This window comes from Sphingobacterium humi (assembly GCF_009768885.1).
In the GTDB taxonomy this organism is placed as follows: Bacteria; Bacteroidota; Bacteroidia; order Sphingobacteriales; family Sphingobacteriaceae; genus Sphingobacterium; species Sphingobacterium humi.
The window spans coordinates 520030-538036 of sequence record NZ_WSQA01000001.1 but is presented as its reverse complement, the minus strand read 5'-3'; the positions used below and the strand labels follow the sequence as shown (position 1 = coordinate 538036).

The 18007-nt window shown below is 41.9% G+C and carries 15 protein-coding genes; 9 read left to right on the top strand and 6 right to left on the bottom strand.

The annotated features are described in order from the left end of the window. Positions 1 to 11: 11 nt before the first annotated feature. Positions 12 to 2312: a TonB-dependent receptor plug domain-containing protein gene (locus tag GQF63_RS02000; protein ID WP_160367412.1), complete on the bottom strand. Its 2301-nt coding sequence runs from the start codon at positions 2310 to 2312 to the stop codon at positions 12 to 14. Positions 2313 to 2635: 323 nt separating this feature from the next. Between GQF63_RS02000 and GQF63_RS01995 the strand changes: the two genes are divergently transcribed. Genes GQF63_RS01995 through GQF63_RS01985 form a run of 3 tightly spaced genes read left to right on the top strand, consistent with a single transcriptional unit; the run spans position 2636 to position 7704 of the window. Then, positions 2636 to 2968, top strand: a complete 333-nt coding sequence (locus tag GQF63_RS01995) for a hypothetical protein (protein ID WP_160367411.1) — start codon at positions 2636 to 2638, stop codon at positions 2966 to 2968. After that, on the top strand, positions 2965 to 6153 hold the full coding sequence (locus GQF63_RS01990) for a SusC/RagA family TonB-linked outer membrane protein (RefSeq protein WP_160367410.1): 3189 nt from the start codon (positions 2965 to 2967) through the stop codon (positions 6151 to 6153). Before GQF63_RS01995 ends, GQF63_RS01990 begins: the two co-directional genes overlap by 4 nt. Positions 6154 to 6174: 21 nt before the next feature. Continuing rightward, positions 6175 to 7704: a SusD/RagB family nutrient-binding outer membrane lipoprotein gene (locus tag GQF63_RS01985; protein WP_160367409.1), complete on the top strand. Its 1530-nt coding sequence runs from the start codon at positions 6175 to 6177 to the stop codon at positions 7702 to 7704. Between the two features lie 95 nt (positions 7705 to 7799). Here GQF63_RS01985 and GQF63_RS01980 read toward each other — a convergent pair whose 3' ends face one another. The 4 genes from GQF63_RS01980 to GQF63_RS01965 all read right to left on the bottom strand — a co-directional run bounded on the left by GQF63_RS01980 (position 7800) and on the right by GQF63_RS01965 (position 9853). Beyond that, positions 7800 to 8039: a YgaP family membrane protein gene (locus tag GQF63_RS01980; protein ID WP_160367408.1), complete on the bottom strand. Its 240-nt coding sequence runs from the start codon at positions 8037 to 8039 to the stop codon at positions 7800 to 7802. 67 nt (positions 8040 to 8106) lie between these two features. Continuing rightward, positions 8107 to 8733 (bottom strand): Crp/Fnr family transcriptional regulator, encoded by a 627-nt coding sequence (locus tag GQF63_RS01975; protein WP_160367407.1) that lies wholly within the window; start codon positions 8731 to 8733, stop codon positions 8107 to 8109. A gap of 91 nt (positions 8734 to 8824) precedes the next feature. Further along, complete coding sequence (locus GQF63_RS01970; RefSeq protein ID WP_160367406.1) at positions 8825 to 9529, bottom strand: DUF2931 family protein; 705 nt, start codon at positions 9527 to 9529, stop codon at positions 8825 to 8827. A 12-nt stretch (positions 9530 to 9541) separates the two neighbouring features. Next, positions 9542 to 9853 carry a hypothetical protein gene (locus GQF63_RS01965; RefSeq protein ID WP_160367405.1) on the bottom strand — a complete coding sequence of 104 codons (312 nt, stop codon included), beginning with the start codon at positions 9851 to 9853 and terminating at the stop codon, positions 9542 to 9544. 159 nt (positions 9854 to 10012) lie between these two features. On the opposite strand from GQF63_RS01965, the gene GQF63_RS01960 reads away from it, so the two are divergent. The 6 genes from GQF63_RS01960 (at position 10013) to GQF63_RS01935 (ending at position 17451) form a co-directional block, all read left to right on the top strand. Further along, positions 10013 to 10393 (top strand): hypothetical protein, encoded by a 381-nt coding sequence (locus GQF63_RS01960; protein ID WP_160367404.1) that lies wholly within the window; start codon positions 10013 to 10015, stop codon positions 10391 to 10393. Between the two features lie 114 nt (positions 10394 to 10507). After that, the gene (locus GQF63_RS01955) at positions 10508 to 11887 is read left to right on the top strand and encodes a TolC family protein (protein ID WP_160367403.1); all 1380 of its coding nucleotides are present in this window, start codon (positions 10508 to 10510) and stop codon (positions 11885 to 11887) included. An 8-nt stretch (positions 11888 to 11895) separates the two neighbouring features. Further along, on the top strand, positions 11896 to 15063 hold the full coding sequence (locus GQF63_RS01950) for an efflux RND transporter permease subunit (protein ID WP_160367402.1): 3168 nt from the start codon (positions 11896 to 11898) through the stop codon (positions 15061 to 15063). Between the two features lie 10 nt (positions 15064 to 15073). Next, complete coding sequence (locus GQF63_RS01945) at positions 15074 to 16186, top strand: efflux RND transporter periplasmic adaptor subunit (protein ID WP_246163218.1); 1113 nt, start codon at positions 15074 to 15076, stop codon at positions 16184 to 16186. 77 nt (positions 16187 to 16263) lie between these two features. Then, positions 16264 to 16845 (top strand): TlpA family protein disulfide reductase, encoded by a 582-nt coding sequence (locus GQF63_RS01940; protein ID WP_246163216.1) that lies wholly within the window; start codon positions 16264 to 16266, stop codon positions 16843 to 16845. Between the two features lie 3 nt (positions 16846 to 16848). Further along, on the top strand, positions 16849 to 17451 hold the full coding sequence (locus GQF63_RS01935; protein WP_160367400.1) for a TlpA family protein disulfide reductase: 603 nt from the start codon (positions 16849 to 16851) through the stop codon (positions 17449 to 17451). 47 nt (positions 17452 to 17498) lie between these two features. On the opposite strand, the gene GQF63_RS01930 is transcribed toward GQF63_RS01935, so the two are convergent. Beyond that, positions 17499 to 17957 carry an Lrp/AsnC family transcriptional regulator gene (locus tag GQF63_RS01930; RefSeq protein ID WP_160367399.1) on the bottom strand — a complete coding sequence of 153 codons (459 nt, stop codon included), beginning with the start codon at positions 17955 to 17957 and terminating at the stop codon, positions 17499 to 17501. Between the last annotated feature and the right edge of the window lie 50 nt (positions 17958 to 18007).

Genomic DNA, 18007 nt, shown 5'->3' with positions numbered 1-18007 from the left:
CTTTCTTGTCTTTAACGTTGCATCCCAACATAGAAGTGAGGGATCATCTTACTGTGTCCAAACCAATTCATTCGGCCAGGTAAGTGGTCTGCTAATTGACTAAAAACAGTACTTTGGTTATAGACATTATAAATGCCTAATCCAAACCAATTTGTTCCTCGTTTCTTCGCATTCCAGCGCCGTTCAACATTTAGGTCTAAATGATGGCGTGCTGAGGTTTTAGCATCGATTAACTTATAATGGAACGAGTTGTAGGATGGTATAATAGTATTAATAAACGGGTTTGAGGATGAAGAGATTGGAATACCAGACTCATAGGTCCAAGAAGCGGATAGTCTATAGCCCTTGGGAAATTGATAAGCAAAGAGGGCATTGACATGATGGTTCTTGCTGAAGTCGGCATCAAAAAAGTCACCACTGTTTACTTTTGGAAAGGATGTTTCTGCTTTGCTGTAGGCATAAGAAAGGCTAGAACTTAGTTGTTGTATTGATTTTTGTAATAGGATTTCTAATCCATAGGCTTTCATTTCCCCAGCGTTGAAGAATGGTGAGTAGTCAATCTCTCCAACGAAATGATTTGTTTCGGTTAAGGCGTATTTGCTAACCTCTTTTTGTGTTTTATAATAGGCTTCAATTGCAAGCTGATCAAAAAATCGAGGCCTAGCATGGAACAAGCCTATAGACCATTGATTTGAAATGGCGACCGGAATGCTTGGATCAGCAAGATAGTGCGTTTCGGAAATAAGGCCTTCATACGATTGAATTAATGGAACAATGGGTTGACTATTGATGCTGAAACCTGCAGTTAACCGGGCCTCCTGATTTAAGGCGTATTGGAGTGAGATTTTCGGGTCGAGTAAAACTTTTTCCCTGTCTTCATAAGAAGTTAATCGCAAGCCTGTATTCACTTGTAACCTTTTGGCCAGTTTAAAGCTAAACTCGGCAAATGCGGCAGCTAAAGAAGTGCTTAGTTTATTTTTCGAAAACTGCGAACCTAGAATATGTTCGGAAAATATATTGGAATTTTGTTCATCCTTATAGGTTAACCATTCCACCTCTGTTCCATAGGATAAAGTCATGTTGTTGGCCAAGGATTGCGTGGCATAAACGGAAAGCTTGGTTGTTTTTAGTGATTGATTTTGCTCAACCCAAGCCCTGTAGTTTGCCTGGTAATCTTCCATTAACGAAGGAAAATAGAGTGTAGATTCGCTATGCAAATCCAGAGAAGAACTGAATTTGGACTGGCTAAGGTGCATATTTATGCTGGTTTCATTTTTCGGATGATAACGGTAATTGAGGGCCAATAATTTATTTTTTATACCGTAGCTTTCATCAAAATACTCTTTCGTAAGCCGATCGGCAAAATCATAGTCATCTTTGGCATACAGCCCTGTAAGTGATAGGTGTTGATTTTTATTGATGCGCCAATCTGTTCGCAGGTGTAAATCATGGGCCTGGAAGTCTGCTCCTGCTTTGTGTTTCTTGTGATCGCGTATCTGATCCACTTTTCCATGTGTAAAAGGGTCAAAGAGGGTGCGTCGGATGCCTGCATGATAAGTTAGCTTATCCTCCAATAATGGCCCTTTAAAGTTTCCTTTAAACCCCATCAAACCGAGTTGATACGATTGTTGGTGTGTTTGGTAATTTCCTTCCGCGGAACGTATATCGACTACCGCAGACTGCCTGCCCCCAAACTTAGATGGCCAATCAGCTTTGTATAGATCTACCGATCCAATCATTTCCGGTTGAAACACACTCATAAACCCGGCATAATGATAAGGAAAATAGAGATTTGCGCCATCATAGCTTATTAATGTTTGTCCTGGATTGCCGCCACGCACCATGGGGTGACTATACCCATCTAAAAGAGGTTGTACTCCCGGTAAATAACTTAATGATTTTAAGATGTCAGGTTCCCCAAACAAAGGAGGTACAGACTTTAGAAAACTGATGGGAATGCGGTGGTCTTGGCCTGAATTTAAGCGCTTATACGCTTGGTTTCCCCAGGTATTTGCCACAGTTGACGCTAAAGGATTTAAAGCAATTTGCAAATCGCTATAATCCTTAATTAGAAAAATACTGTCTTGGTAATCTAGATGCACAATGCTAATGCTGTCGCCTTTGGCTGCTTTGAAAACGGTAATTCCACGTTCGTCTGTGGTAAATACTTCCATGCTTTGTCGGTTTTCGACCCGTGCATGCTGTAGATATCGTCCTGTTTGCTGATCCTTGATGGTCAGATGGATCGATGTTTGGCCTAAGCCGGCAATAGGCCATAATATGCCTAAAATGTAGAGTAAGAGTTTGGTCATGAATGCTGTGTATGTATAGAATAGTGTAATTCGTTATTAAAAGAAAATAAATTAATTTATATTCTTTATTATTTATTTAAAATCGATATTAATGCTGTTGATTACGCTATAAAATGGCCTGTTTTATGGTTAGTTTCTCGATGGAAAACTGAAACGAATTTATGTGATAATTTAAATGCTAGTCAAAATGCTTTCCCTTCTTGCGTTAGCTACAATTACCTAATAGTAATTATTTAGTAATAATAGATTAATTTGATTAATTCTTTTTATGGTTAAATTTCCTTAAAATTGCCGCTCCAATTATTTCAGTTATTAATTGGCTTATGGCATCATTTAACAACATTTCATCATATAAAGATTTTTGCTTTACCGATAAGGATAAGAGATACACCTGTGTTTTAATGTCTTTTAAGGTGCTGGTATTTTCGGCGGACTTAGTTCAGGAAACATTTGCACGAATATGGAGCAAAAGGGCAGAGCGAGATCAAACAAAAGATGGGGATGCCATTCACACAAGAGGAAAACTTCTGTTATTAACCAACTTCCAACATAAAACCTTTAGCGGATACCTACCTGCTAATAACCTTTCAAAAGCTGTATATATCCTAAGTGCAGCGTTTAACCAAATCATATTAACTAAAAAAGTAATTGCATGAAAAAAATGATTTTTTTATTTCGAATTTTTGTAGGAGTACTGCTTCTACACGTACAATCCGGCCTAAGCATGGCCAGCCAAATGGCTACCACTGAAGGCCCCGGTTCTGTTTTAGCCAAGAATGATGAACAATTAGATGCCATAACAAAGCGGGCGGACGAGTCTTTAACGGCCAAATCTACAACGAACCAGCAACAAGAGATCAAGGGAAAAGTAGTTGATCAAACCACAGGCAAGGCTTTAGCCGCAGTGACCATTCGGGTAAAGGGGAGCTCCCTCTCTGCGAAAACAAATGAAAATGGCGAATTCCAGCTTGTCGTGGAAGGTGCAGGGAATTTGTTGGAAATTAATTGTGTAGGCTATCAATCAAGGATTGTTCCCTTTGCTGAAGCCAAGCATATTCAGCTGGAACCTACTGATGAAGCCATTGCTGAGGTTGTGGTCACCGCATTAGGTATTAAACGTGATAAAAAGGCCTTAGGCTATGCTACGCAAAATATTGGAGGCGATAAGTTAAGTAACGTTAAAGGGGTGGATGTAGGAACAACCTTAACGGGTCGTATCTCTGGCCTGCGTGTCATGAATACCACGGAGTTTAATGCGGTTCCAAAGATTCAACTGCGTGGTTTATCACCCATTTTGGTAATCGATGGTGTGCTATATGAAAATATGGACCTCCGGGATATTCCGACTGATAATATTGCCGAAATGAACGTGTTAAAGGGTTCTACCGCGGCTGCCTTGTATGGACAAAGAGGGGCAGGAGGGGCCATTATGATTACCACGAAAAAAGGATTGAAAAATGACGGTACAGAGATTAGTGTAAGTAGTAATAATATGTTTTTCTCCGGCTATTTAGCCTTGCCAGATGTGCAAACAGCCTATTCCTCTGGTGAAGGTGGTAAATTTAATAACGACGACTATGTATGGGGCGATAAAATGGATATCGGCCGTAAATATGCGCAATGGAATCCGTATACAAAAAAACGGGAAGAAAAAGAGTTAGTATCTGCTGGTAAAGATAACTTTAAGCATTTCCTAGAGCCGGGCTTCATCAGCAATAATAGCGTTAGCTTTACCAACCAAGGGGAATTTGGAAGTGTCCGTACATCCTTTAACCATATCTATAATAAAGGCCAATACCCTAATCAGAAATTAAATATGTCGAATTTCTCGATGTTAGGTACCACCAAATTAAGTGATAAAGTTGATTTGGAAGGGTCTATCGGCTATAATCGGAGTTCTTCCAGTAGTAATTTCGGATCCGGCTATAATGATCAGGGTTATATCTATAATATCCTAGTGTGGACGGGTGCTGATTATGATATCCGCGATTATAAAGATTATTGGTTGGAAAAAGATCAAGCACAAAATTGGATGTATAATGCTTGGTATGATAACCCTTATCTCATTGCGCATGAAAAGATTACCCCAGAGCTTAACAATAAAATTAATGCCGCAGTGACCCTAAATTATAAGGTTACGAATTGGGGGAAGCTCATGCTGCGTTCTGGCTATGATTACTATGGTCAGGATCGTGTGCAGCAGAATCCTATCGGTATTTATGGTACCCGTGGTGGTTATGCTGGTTATGGTGGATTTCACGGAAAAGGGAAGTACTTAAACTCCCAAAATAGAGGCTATAGCAGTAATACCGATGTTATTTTTTCAGCAAAGCAGGAATGGGGCGATATTGCTGTTGATGGTATTTTAGGTGGATCTGTTTTTTATAGAAAAGACAATAGTACCTTATCTTCCACGGTGAATGGCTTAGCGATTCCAGGCTATTATTCTTTGAGGAATTCCATTGGCCCAGTGAATACCATACAGAATCAATCTGAATTGATGCAAAATGCCCTTTACGGTCGACTTGCACTGGCTTACAGGAATGCTATTTTTGTGGAAGCAACGGGTCGTAATGATTGGTCATCAACCTTGCCGGCGGATACAAAATCTTACTTTTATCCATCCGTATCTGCCAGTGCGACGTTAAGTGATTTAATTGCTCATCCTTTAACTTGGCTAGATCAATTTAAGGTGAGAGCAGCTTGGGTGAAAGCAAAATCTACACCGGATCCTTATGCGATAAAACAGGCGTTTTCTATTGCTACAAACGTTTGGGATGGCATGTCTACCGCTTCCTATCCGAATACCATTAAAGATTTTACGATTGCCCCAACACAATATGATTCCTATGAGTTTGGCTTGGATCTGGCATTCTTGCAAAATAGATTATTTGCCAATTACACACGCTATTATCGCCTGAATCATAATCGCATGATTTCCACGCGTATCTCCCCGATGACTGGCTTTGATTATAGGTACATCAATACACAGGAGGAAATTCTAACCAAAGGACATGAAATCACCCTAGGTGCTGTGCCCCTTAAAAAGGATCAGTTTGAATGGCATACGATGCTGAATTTCTCACAAAATTTAAATTATTATAACAAATTAGATCCTACTTACTCGGCGGATGCTTTACATGTGAAAAAAGGCCTTCGGACTGATTATATCACGAGTGCCGATCGCGAGCGAGCACCAGATGGTCAGATTGTGCATAATGCCTCAGGAATGCCTATTTCGGCGAAATATGCAGCACAATTAATTGGCTATTCTGCTCCAAAATGGTTCTGGGGATGGACAAATGAATTTAATTATAGAGACTTTGCTTTATCCTTAAGTTTTGATGGTCGAATTAAAGGGATGTCCTACTCGAATATGAATGCTCGATTATGGCAAACTGGTTCGCATCCCGATTCTGATAATCAATACCGCTATGAAGAGGTGGTCAATGGGAACAAAACCTGGGTTGGCCCTGGTGTGAAAATCGTGTCCGGAGCAGTTACTTATGATAAATATGGTCAAATTCAAGAAGATACACGCGTATTTGCACCGAATGATAAAGTAGTATCCTATGAATCATATTGGAGAACTGCATATTCTGGAAGACAGAACTATTGGGATGAGACCTTTATTAAATTAAGAGAACTTTCTTTGCATTATACAGTGCCAGCATCATTTGCAAAAAGAATAAAGGCGCAGCGTGCTTCCCTGGGTGTTACAGGTCAAAACTTATTCTTATGGAGCAAGCAATACCGCTTTTCAGATCCGGATGCAGGAACAGAAGACTTAAACTCACCTTCTATGCGCTATATCGGTGTTAATCTTAACCTTACATTTTAAGTTTATTAAAGGAAAAAAGCTATGAAACTTATAAATATATATTCGGTAATAACCTTGCTTAGTGTTTTGGTTTTTACTTCTTGCTCAAAATTCAATGATATTAATACGAATCCGGAAACACCGGAGAAAGTAAATTCTGCTATGATTGCTACCCGCATCATATTAGCTATGAGTAATCAACCTGGTCAGAAAAGCTTTATGCAGCCTTACTTATTAACCAAGCAAATTGCATGGTCTGAGTTGGCAGAAGGCTATCAATATAATGGGTTTGGTACCATGGATATGTCGCTTACCTTTTTAAATGATGCGCATTTCATGGAAGAATTTGCTGTAAATGAAGAGCAAAAAAACGCTTATAAAGGATTGTCGCATTTTGCGCGTGCGTTTAAGCTATTTGAATTGACGATGGCCTTAGGCGATATTCCCTATGCTGATGCCTTGATGGGTGAGTCGAATAAATTGTATTTTCCCAAATATGACAGCCAAAAGGATGTTTTCATGGGTGTTTTAAAGGAATTGGACCAAGCGGATGTGTTATTCAGCAAAGGAGCGAAATTTGAAGGAGATCCGGTTTTTGGAGGCGATCCAAATAAATGGCGGAAGCTGGTAAATAGTTTTGCATTGAACATATTGGTTCAGCTTTCAGGGAAAACGGCAGACGCGGATTTAAATGTCATTCCTCGCTTTGCTGAAATCCTCAATAATAAACCTGTATTTGGAGCAAATGAGGATAGCTTCCAATTGATCCGATCAGATAATAGTGGCCAAACTTATCCTTTCTATAAGGTAAGTAATAGCTTCGTAATTTACCCGATGGTATCCAGCGAAATTATCGATCGTCTTAAAACAAACCAAGATAGACGTTTATTTTATTTCGCGAAGCCATCGCCTGTGAAAATTGAAAGTGGCTTAAAAGCTTCGGATTTTAATGCCTATCAAGGTGTTGATCCCTCATTAGCGTTTAGTAATTTGGCAGCCATCAAAAAATCAAATGATTATTCGCAATTAAACTTTAGGTACACCGAACTACCGGAAGGGGAGCCTACGCAAATTTATGGCTACTCGCATTTTTGTTTCGTTGTTGCCGAAGCTGCCGCGCGTGGCTGGGTGAACCAACCTGCTGTAGATTGGTATAAAAAAGGGATAAAAGCATCGATGGAGTTTATGGCCAACCATACACCTAATGAAGATCGCTTCCATAATGGTATGCCTCTGGATGCTGCCTATGTCGAAAATGCAATAATGAATTATCAAACTGACTTTCCAGCAAACCTTGAGGGGAAAATTGAAGCTATTATTACGCAGAAATATTTGGCCAGCTTCCTGCAAACCAAAACAGCACCTTATTTTGATTATCGTAGAACAGGATATCCCAAATGGAAAATAAATCCCGCATCCAGCATGAATACCGATGCTTTAGATAAGATGCCATTGCGATGGAGATACCCAAGCTTAGAATATAATTACAATAGCAAAAATGTGAATGAGGCTGTACAACGACAGTTTGACGGTCAAGACGACGTGAATAAAAAGATGTGGTTATTGAAATAATAGCCTAATTATTCCGTCTATAGTTTTTGTAAAACATAAAGGTTGGATACGCTTTGTTATCCAACCTTTTTTATGCTAATAATAGTTAGTGTGATTTACTGTCGATTGGGGTCATTCTTAAACTCATGCATATGCTTATTCTTGCAGGTGCGAAGACCGAACATGTAATACAAAGGGCAAAAAGCAACCAAGCTAGAAAGGATCAAAATTCCAGCAATAACCATCAGTATAATGCCAAGGCTTCCTGTGATGACTTCCGTGAAGAACAACACAGCAATAATAATGGCGATTCCAATGCGAATAACCCGATCAGCAGTTCCCATATTCTTTCTCATAGCCTCTTCCTTTTGGTGTTTGTTCTTCAAAGATGGCTAGAACAGAATAGTCTATCAGTGACTTTTATCACACAAGCGAAAGAATTTCTACTTTACTTCGATAAAGTTTCAGCATGCCCTTTTGTTCCAATTGCTTGAGTAACCTAGAGATTACTTCCCGGGAGGTGGATAGTTCATTGGCAATTTCTTGATGGGTAATATGGAGCATCGGACGCTGCAGGTTATCCGATTTAGATTGCAGGTAGGCAATCAAGCGTTCATCAATCTTTTTAAAAGCCACGCTATCTAAGGTGTTTAATATTTCATCATAGCGAAAGTCCATCGTGCTTAATACAAACCAACGCCAGCTTGGATAGGTTTCATACCAGCGTCTAGCGGTAGCTGAAGGTATGCCGATCAGTTCAACATCTTCCTCTGCAATGGCTTTAATATTACTTGTTTTATCCATCATCATGGTCGATAAGGAGATAGCACAGGATTGGCCTTCTTTTATATAATAGATAAACAGTTCTTGGCCATCCTCATGCTGTCGGATCACGCGGACGGTTCCTTTAAGGACAAAGGGTATAATCTTGATATAGCGTAGGGGTTCTAATAAAATATCCCCTGTTGAGAAGTTTAAAGGAATTCCTTCCTGATGAAATTCTTCGCGCAAATCAGGATGTAGCAAAAAGTCAAATTTATCGGTTAACATATGTTCGGCTGTTAAGTGTGAACATACAATATACTGAAAAAAGCGGATATTTTAGGGTCGTTTGCAGGGAGATTATGTGCACATGTTTCGCCTATTTTTTCATAAAAAAAGGTATACTATCTTTATAATTTGCATTGCTTTCCCAGCCTTCATCAATTTTAGTCTTTATACTGTCTGGTATGTTTTGAAAGACTTCTTTCAGGTAGTCCTCTTTTTGAATCGATGCGCCATCCCATTTCAAATCATCAAGGCCTGGTGATTTAGGTTGAAGCTGTGTTTCCATCAACTTATAGGCTTGGGTTGCCGATTGTAGCCATACTAACACATGACCCTTATTCGCTATGCCCACATGGAATTGCATGCCTTGCTGGGGCATCCCTTGTTTATAGATAAGATATCCTTGCTGCTGCGCAAGTGCTTCTTTAAAATAAGTCTCCATATCCTCTACCGGTAGAGCCAGCGTATCTGCGTAGAAATTACTTGTTCGGTAATCTACATAGTTAAGGACCAAACGATCGGGTAATAGTTGAGAGCGATGGCTCTCCGGATATAAGGAAGACTCGCCCCATGCACTATTATTCAGGTTAATAGCATCCGGACTAATGTAGATTTCTTCTCCCGCTGGGGTCAACATCGCTATGTTTCGAATAAAAATAGGATTAGCTTCCGGCGCACTAGCTACAGCAACATAAAAATAGCGACCCCACGGCTTATGGTTAACCATCTTGACTATGGTAGCAATAAAGAGCACTGCAAAAATAAGCAGGTAGAACTTATTGGCCTTATTCAGTTTCATAGGGGCTGTTTATTAATTTTTAAAACCTTTGGCAAGTTCATATAGATACCAATATATGCCCAAGCTAACAAGCGCAACCACCAAGCTAAGCCAAAACAACCACTTTGCCCAACGATCTTCCTTCTCCTTATAGCTAAAGGTATAGATCCCTAATAAGAGGGGGAAAAAGAGAATAAAGGCGAGTATGCTTTGCACATGGTCAGGATCATAGCCAAAAGTTCCACCGAATAAGAGGATAACAAACAAACTATTCAGGAAGATGAGGGCTAAGGAAAGCTTCTTGTTTTTTGCTTTATCGCTGTTCTGCTGTGTGATTTCTGACATAGGTAGTCTCTGCTGATGTTTACTAATTTAATAAATAACCCTGCATTTATGAAAATTTACAACAGTGGAATGTAATAAATTTATGGAAATTGCTCCATTTTTTGGCAACTATAAATAATTAAGTAACTTCGTAACGATATGGATAAAAATGTAACACGAATGACAAAAGGATTACTGGGGCGGCTCTTGCTGTTCACCATCATGTCCTTTGTTGTGCTGACCACTTGTCCTATAAAAAACAGTATCAAAGTCCTTGCAGGTATTCCAATTACTACGGAACAAGGATCAACGAAAAGAAATCAGCCAATTGTTCGGCAATTGGTGGAACCATGTAGTGTGAGCGAACAGGCAACTAGTATCAGTGCCCATCAGGCTACAGCAGAAGTAAATGGCTTGATGCCTATCGTGCTATTTACCATGGCCTTTCTTTTTCTTTTTGGTACAACAGATAGGACCGGTGAAGGCCATCCGCAGTATGGCAATCTGAAAATCCAAGGAACACTTCCCATCTTCCTGCAATTCCGTAAACTCCTTATTTAAACATTTTCATCAGAATTGACCTATGGAATATTTTTCCATGGGACGATATGCTCGTTTTTATTATTTCCATAATAATAGCGTATTGCTGTGCAATATGCATATAACATAGATCATATGATGAAAAATATAATGACATGCGGCATGTTCAGCATGTTCATCTTGGGCAGCAACACTTTGTATGCTCAAGAAAATCAGCCCAATACCTTAGGGAGCTTATGGCCTTTGGTCGAAGCGAATTACCCGGGATTGCAGGCCAAGAATGCGGCTGTTGCGGTGTCCCAATTGGAAGAGCAGGCCTTGAAAAGTAGCATGTTACCACAGGTAAAAATGCAAGCGCAAAACAGCTACGGCACGTTTGAAGGAAGCTCTGGGGCATTCTTTCCGCAGGCAGGTTTTTTCAATGTCAGTGGAAATCAGGCCCTCAGTGGTAGTAATGTCACCGCGAATAGCTTCGCTTCAACAACCTTAGAATGGGAAGTATTGACCTTTGGACGGCAGCAGAAGGAAAAAGAAGCAGCCGCTTTAAAAACCTCGAAAACCCAATCAGAACAAGAAGCTTACCAATTGAATTTAAAGAAAATCCTAGCCAATCGCTATATTTCCCTGCTTTACCACAGTGCAAAACTGAATTGGACGGCAAAAAATACGCAGCGATTAGATGATATTCGCAAAATAACGGCAGGCTTATCTGCGGCAGGTCTACGACCGGCAGCAGATAGTTTACTAGCCTCCTCATCCTATATGCAGGCGCTTGGCGAACAGGACCAATGGACAGGAGCGAAAACAGCTTCCCAAATTAAGGTCTTGGAACTGCTGCAAACAGACTCTTTAAGTGCACAACCACCTGTGCAGCGTTTTGTGCAGCCTCAACCTGCTCAGCAGCATCAAGAGCTATTGATAGCCAATCATCCGGTACTGCAGACCTTGTCGAAGCAGGAAGATTACTATGCAACGCAAGCTGAAGTGAGTAAAAAAGCAGCCTTGCCATCCGTAAAATTACTAGGTGGATATGCTTTTAGAGGCAGTGGAATTCAACCGAACGGTACGGTGTCTGCGGCTTGGCATGATGGCTTCGGCAATACGACCAATAATGTATTAGCTGGAATCGGCTTGACTTGGAATTTAACCAACTTACATACCAATAAAATAAAAGCAGCATCCCATTTAAAAGAAGCCGAGGCTAGTCGTTTCCTGCAAGAAGAATATGCGCAGGCCATGCAGGCAGATATCAGTGCCAGCCAACAGCAGATCAGGTTGCAGTTTGCTCAATTGCAAAAAACAGATGCCGCGTTGAAGCAATCGCAAGATGCTTATGCCATGTATTTGGCGCGCTATAAATCTGGACTTATTGCCTTAAGCGAGTTGTTGCAAATCAGCTCCTTATTGGAGCAGGCAGAAAATAAGCATATCGAAGCCTCGCGTCATTATTGGATGCTCCAAGCCGAAGAAGCTACATTAACAGCAAACTTTGACTATTTATTTAACAACCTATAACAGCAACTATGAGTTTAATTAGATTTGCCCTAAGAAAGCCGATTGCAATTATGGTTGCCGTCATGGCGATTGCTTTCTTCTCCTATAATACCATCAAGAAAATCAATGTCGATATTTTCCCGGAAGTAGAACTCCCGGCTATTTATATCGCCATGCCCTATGGTGGTTTATCACCGGCCTACATGGATGGTTTTATGTCCAATGAATTTCAAAAGGTGCTACTTTTTGTTTCAGGCGTGAAGAATATCGACTTTAAAAGTATACAAGGATTATCCTTGATGAAATTAACCTTCTATCCAGGAACGAATATGGCGCAGGCGGCAGGGGAGGTGTCCACCTCCGTGTCCCGAGCCATGGGATTCCTGCCAGCAGGCGCGGTACCCCCTATGGTGGTGCGCTTTGATGGTAGTTCCTTGCCAGTCGGCCAACTCGTGTTTGAGAGTGACCAACGTTCGGTCAACGAGATTCAAACCCTGGTGATTACCAAGGTGAGGCCCATGTTCGTGGAGATACCGGGAATTACAGCACCGGCACCTTTCGGTGGTAATATCCGCTCAATTGTCGTAAATATCGACCCGGAAGCCATGCAGGCCAACGGCTTAAGCCCCGAAGAAATAACCTTGGCCATCACCAAGAACAGCTTGCCATCGCCGGCAGGAAATATCCGCATTGGGGAAGAGAATTTAATGGCTCCGATTAATTCCATCGCGAAAGGAGCGGAGGAGTTCTTAAATACACCAATAAAGCGTAATGATAACCGTACGGTTTATGTGCGGGATGTTGCACGAGTAGAAGATGCTGCGGATCAAACGGTAGGATATGCCATGGTGAATGGCCGTCGATCGGTTTATCTGCCTATTATCAAAAAAGCAGATGCCTCTACCTTAACCGCGGTGCAAAACCTCAAAACCTCCTTAGGCAAGATCAAGGATCAGCTTCCCGAGGATGTCTCTGTGCGCTATGAGTTTGACCAATCTAAATATATCGAAAGGTCATTATCCAATCTGATTCATGAGGGAATCCTCGGCGCCTTATTTACCGGCTTAATGATATTCCTGTTCTTGGGCGATACCCGGGGCGCCCTGATTGTGGTGCTGACTATCCCAATTGCTATTTTAACAGCAGTGATGGTGCTCTATCTCTTCGGTCAGACCATCAACATCATGACCCTGAGTGGCCTGGCATTATCGATTGGTATTCTCGTCGATGAGGCCACGGTGACCATAGAGAATATCCACCAGCATATGGAAATGGGGAAAAAGAAACAACGGGCCATATTGGATGCCCTATTGGAGATTTCCATTCCTAAGCTGTTGATTCTACTGTGTATTCTGGCGGTATTGACGCCGGCATTTATTATGACCGGAATTCCGAAAGATATGTTTATGCCGCTATCCATGGCCGTTGCCTTCGCCATGATTGCCTCCTTTTTGGCCTCTCAAACCTTTGTGCCCATCTTGGCCAATTGGATGATGAAGACCAAAGACCATAAACCTAGTAAATCGGCTAGGAAACGTGCTTTCTTTGAAATGTTCCGCGTGAAATATTCCTATAAAATGCGCAGCTGGTCCAATAAAGCCTTGCCTTTATTCTTGCTCTATCTGCTGCTAGGCGCTGGTATTTCCGCTTTATTATTAACCCAGGTAGGAACAGACGTAATGCCGGTTTCCAATAGTGGCGACTTCCAATTGCGTATTCAGGCTCCGCAAGGGAGTCGTTTAGAAAAAACGGAGACCTTGGTGCGGGAAGTAACTGCAGAAATAAAAGCACAATTACCAGAAAATGGCCTGAGTCTAACCTCGGCTTATGTAGGATTGCAGCCCGCCGGATCGCCCATTAACCCGATCTTCTTATTTACCAATGCTTCTCATGAAGCCGTATTGCAGGTGTCTGTGGATCAGGAGCAATATACCGGCAATATGGAGCTGTTAAAGGAGAATATTCGCCAAGCCTTGAATAAGAAGTTTCCGGAAGCCCAATTTAACTACGAGCCGATGGAGCTTACAGAAAAAATTATGGGCCAAGGTGCCATGACGCCTATTGAAGTGAAAGTGGGAGCCAATCAAGTAAAAGCCGCCTATGCACATGCGTCGAAAATAGAAAAGGAGATGAAGGATATTCCATACCTAAGGGATATCCGTATCGCTGAACCTGTGGCCTATCCAACCTTGGAGATTGAAGTTAATCGCGATTTAGCAGGTCAGTTTGGGCTAACCATGCAAGATATTACCAAAAGCTTAGTGGCAGCCACCTCTTCCACCCGCTTTACAGATAAAAACCTGTGGGTAGATCCCAAGTCGGGCTTGGTGTTCCAGGTGCAAGTGCAAATTCCGGAAGCGATTATGTCTTCGGAGGAAAAACTTCGTTCCCTACCGCTGAAAAAAGGAAGCTTACGTCCGGTTTTAGAAGATGTGGCTAGTATTAAACGGGTTACTGCGCCCGCGCAAGTGAATCGGAAAGGCCCTAACCGCTACGTTACGGTAATTGCTAACGTTTATGACAAAGACTTAGGAACTGCCTCACGCGCCGTTAAAAAGGCTATTAAACAAGCGGGAGATGCGCCTCGCGGAACCTCCATATGGACAGAAGGTACCTTGCAACTCTTGGATGATACCTTGGGCAGCTTATTAGCAGGTCTTGGCTTGGCCATTATTGCCATCTTCCTGATGCTATCGGCCTATTACCAGTCCTTTAAAGTGCCGTTAATTATCCTTTCGGTATTACCTGCCGTTATTGCGGGGAGTTTGCTTATTCTCTTCTTGACGGGAAGTACCTTGAACCTGCAATCGTACATGGGTATTATTATGTCCTTGGGGGTATCCGTTTCGAATGCCGTATTGCTTATTAATCAAGCCGAATATTACCGGAAGCAAATGGCTTTAAAACCATCGAATGCTGCTCGATTAGCCGCATCATCGCGCTTGCGTCCTGTATTGATGACGGCAGCTGCCATGCTGGCCGGGATGTTGCCAATGGCGATCGGAATAGGGGATGGGGCAGAACAAGTAGCGCCATTAGGACGTGCCGTCATTGGTGGCTTATTGGCATCTACCGTCAGTATTTTAATGCTATTGCCGCATTTCTTCTCGTCCTTAATGTCCAGAACTTCCATTGTAAGTCCTTCTTTGGATCCGGATGATGAGGAAAGCAGGTATTTTAACAAACAATCGGTTTAAATTATATATCATGAAAATGTATCCGTATATCACTAAAAAGAAATCAAGGATAGCCCTGTCGATCTTTACGCTTTCGGCGCTGTTATTCTCGGCTTGTTCCTCCGCTGGAGGGAAGGAAGAGCCAAAAACAGAAGCTCCGGCTAAGGCTGTATCCCATCCTACAAAAGCCATCCGTTTTATGAACCCGGCTTATGAATTATCAGTACCCGCAGAGTTAAAGCCTTATGAGCAGGTTGCGGTTTTTGCGAAAGTAAGTGGCTTTGTTCAACGGCTATTGGTTGACCGTGGCGACCATGTTCGCAAAGGACAGTTATTAGCCGTGTTAGAGGCTCCAGAGATGAACCAGCAATACTTATCCGATAAGTCTATCGAGCAGAAACTGTTCAACGATTTCCAATATGCCAAACAGGCTTACGATAGATTAAAGGATGCCTCGGCCACTACCGGTGCCGTGGCGGCCATTGAATTGGATCGGGCAAAATCTGCCATGGAGAGTGCAAAATCTGCCTATGAATCCTCCAAAGCAGGGACTGCACATTCCTCGCAGCTTCAAAACTACTTACGCATTACGGCACCATTTGATGGGGTTATTACCGAGCGTAATGTATCTGTAGGAGCCCTCGCAGGAGCCTCAGGACAGGTGCCTTTGTTTATGATGGCGCAAGGCAACAAATTAAGATTGACCTTATCGCTACCCGAAAAACATGCGGCTTCGGTGCAGCCTGGCATGAAGGCGCATTTTACCGTGAGCTCCCAACCGGGGAAGGTATTTGAAGCTACCCTTTCAAGAACGTCAGGGATGTTAAACCAAGCGGATCGCTCCTTAACCTTAGAATTTGATGTGCCGAATGGTGCCTCGGAGTTGCAGGGTGGTGATTATGCGCAGGCAAAATTAGCTTTGCAGCGAAAAAATCCAACCTATTGGGTGCCCAATAAAAGTGTTCTTCAAACGCAATTAGGTACCTTTGTCTTACGTATGAAAAATCAAGAGATCCAACGTGTAGCCGTAAAGGAGGGGGTAAGGCAAGATTCCTTAACCGAAGTGTTTGGAGATTTTGCTGCCGAGGATCAAATCTTACTGAAACCTTCCGATGAAATTAAGGAAGGAAAGATAAATCCCTAACAAATTGAAAATTAAATCAGTAATTTAACCCTAGGGAACCTTAATCCCTAGGGAATAATAACAGCGTAAATATAAAAATGATGATCATAAACTTTAAAAAAACAATGTGGACTGGCCTTTTGGCCATAGCAGCGCTAGGATTTGCAGCTTGCAACAATAACGCGAACAAAGAAACGGAACAGCAAGATAGTACAGAAGCTGCTACGGGCAGTAGTACTGCTGAAGCAAATGATGCGCAGGCAGCAGCAACAGCAGGTATTTCTTTTAAAGATGAACAAGGAAATACCGTAGTGTTGAGCTCCTTAGCTGGAAAGGTTGTCTTTATTAACTTCTGGGCCACCTGGTGTCCGCCATGTATTCATGAAATGCCTTCCATTAATGATCTTCGCAAATCCTTCAAAGACAACGATCAAATCGTGTTTTTAATGGTGGATGTGGATGGCGAAATTGAGCAGTCTTCGGCCTTTATGAAAGATAATAAGTATGATTTGCCGGTTTTTATTCCAAACAGTAATATTCCTAGTGATTACTTAGCAGGTGCAATCCCGACGACGGTGATCTTAGATAAAAAAGGTCAGATGGCTGATCGTATGGAAGGAGGACGTGATTACAGTACCCCTGAAATTAAGAAAGGCCTGCAGGCATTAATTGATCAGTAAATCATGCGTGAACAACAGCCAACAACAAATAAAGGATTAGCTTTTATCAAAAAGAATGGCTTCACGATTGTGATGGTTGCCTTTTTTGCGCTTATGATCTTTAGTCCCGATTCGAAAGCTTGGGTACTCCGACAATTGATGGCCACTGGTTTATTCAATGCGAAGATCGAGGAAAAGGCAACAACAGAAGCTAAAACCTATGATTTTACCTACGCGAATGAGCAGGGCGAGCGATTGTCTACCGCTTCCTTAAGAGGGAAGGTGGTCTTTATCAACTTTTGGGCATCTTGGTGTCCGCCTTGCCGAGCAGAGTTTCCATCCATTGAAAAACTTTATCAGCAGTATAAAAACAACCCCGATGTTGTTTTTATCATGATCAATCAGGATGATGAAGCCGCTGCAGGTAAGCAATACTTGGATAAGGAACATTTTACTTTTCCTATGCACCGTATCGACGGCCCGATTGCCAATGAATTGTATACCGGCACCTTACCTACCACCATCGTGTTAGATAAGCAGGGTAAAATCCGATTGAAACATGAAGGCTTTGCCGATTATTCCGCAAGCAAGTTCATGAAGCAGTTAGATGGGCTTGTGCAGGAATAGACGAGGTCAATCCTGCTTTCTAATAGGGTTGCGTTGATGCAATCCTATTAGAAAAAATAAGCAGTTTCGCTTTTGGTTTCCGACAGGACAAAATAGGTTTGCACCGTATTAACATGTGGGAGCACGGCAAGCTTATGGCGTAAAAATAAATGGTAGGCATCCATATCTTTCGTAGCAATACGTAACATAAAGTCATAAGAGCCAGCCATCTGGTAGCATTCCATCACTTCCGGAAATTTGGCAACCTCACGTTCAAATTCGCCAAGCACCTCGAAGGTGTGTGCTTTCAAGAAAACCTGCGAGAAAGAAATGAGCCCAATCCCGATCTTCTGTCGGTCTAAGAGGGCTACGGTCTTTCTGATATAACCTGCTGATTTAAGCTTTTTTACGCGTTCATGAATTGCCGCAATCGACTTGTGCAATTTTAAGGAGAGTTCTTTATTGCTCTGTGTAGCATCCTCTTGCAGGAGCTTTAGTAATTTAATGTCTGTTTGATCGAGTTCCATGAAAGTAATATTTTTCAGACTAACTGATTTATGTCTTCGAATTTCCGAAA